At 50.3% G+C, this 1,166-nt stretch carries 1 protein-coding gene; it reads left to right on the top strand.

Annotated features, from left to right (window positions below; all coding sequences use genetic code 11):
- A partial coding sequence (locus H5160_RS20080; RefSeq protein ID WP_182738527.1) for an Ig-like domain-containing protein occupies positions 1-1,166 on the top strand: 1,166 nt, incomplete at both ends.

The following is a 1,166-nucleotide window of genomic DNA, read 5'->3' as shown; positions in this document are numbered from 1 at the left end:
ACAGAAACGTTTACTGCAACAGTACAAGCCGATGGCAGCTGGTCAGCAGATGTACCGAACGCGTTAACTGATGGTCCACTCACTATTGAAGCAAGCGTTAGTGATAACGCCGGTAATACCACTACATTAAGTGAAACCGCAACACTCAACACCACGGCCCCAAGCATTAGTATTAATGCACTGGTTGACACCAACGACACCACCCCAACCATTAATGGTACAAGCGATGCGGCAGATAACACCACCATTAGCTTAACGTTTGAAGACAGTGCAGGGAATATTACGACTGTTGATACGACCGTAACGGGTGGAGTATGGAGTGTCGATGCACCAACTGACTTAGCCGAAGGCGAATATACTGTCACCGCACAGGTAGATGATGGTCTAGGTAATATCGGCAGCGCCACCGAGACAGGTCAGATAGACCTTACTGGCCCGAGCCTTGTTATTACAGACAACGGTGTAGGGAACGACACCACGCCAACGATTGCAGGTACCAGTGATGCACCGCAAGGCAGTGAAGTAACCATTGTTGTCACCGACAGCAGCGGCGCAGCGCAAACAATGAGCGCCACCGTACTAGCCAATGGCACGTGGTCAATCCCTGTACCGGTAGCACTTGCAGAAGGTACATACACTATTAGCGCGAGTGTTGAAGATACCGCAGGCAACGACACCACCGCCACAGGCGCAGGTGAAATAGATACCACTGCACCGACACTTGTACTTACCAGCCCAGGCTCAAGTAATGACATCACCCCGACACTCAGTGGAACAAGTGATGCCGTTGAAGGCACGGTTATTAACTTCACGGTAGTGGACGATCAAGGCAATACACAAACGTTTACCACCACTGTGGATGCCGATGGTAACTTCTCTGTAGAAGTACCGACTGCACTGGCAGAAGGGCCGTATAGCATCGAAGCAAGTATTAGCGATGTGGCAGGAAACAGCACCGATATTACCGGCAACGGCACCATTGATACCACAGCACCAAGTGTGAGTGTAGATGCGCCATTATTAACAAATGACAGCACGCCAACTGTGACAGGCACCAGTGATGCACCTAACAGCACCATCACGGTGACGTTTACAGATGCAGCAAATGCTACTCAAAGCATTGATGTACAAACCGATGCCAATGGTAACTGGAGTGCGACACCAAC

Source organism: Pseudoalteromonas sp. SG43-4 (assembly GCF_014164325.1).
GTDB lineage: Bacteria > Pseudomonadota > Gammaproteobacteria > Enterobacterales > Alteromonadaceae > Pseudoalteromonas > Pseudoalteromonas distincta.
Note: the sequence above shows the minus strand (reverse complement) of the source record. Positions and strands in the feature narration are given on the sequence as shown.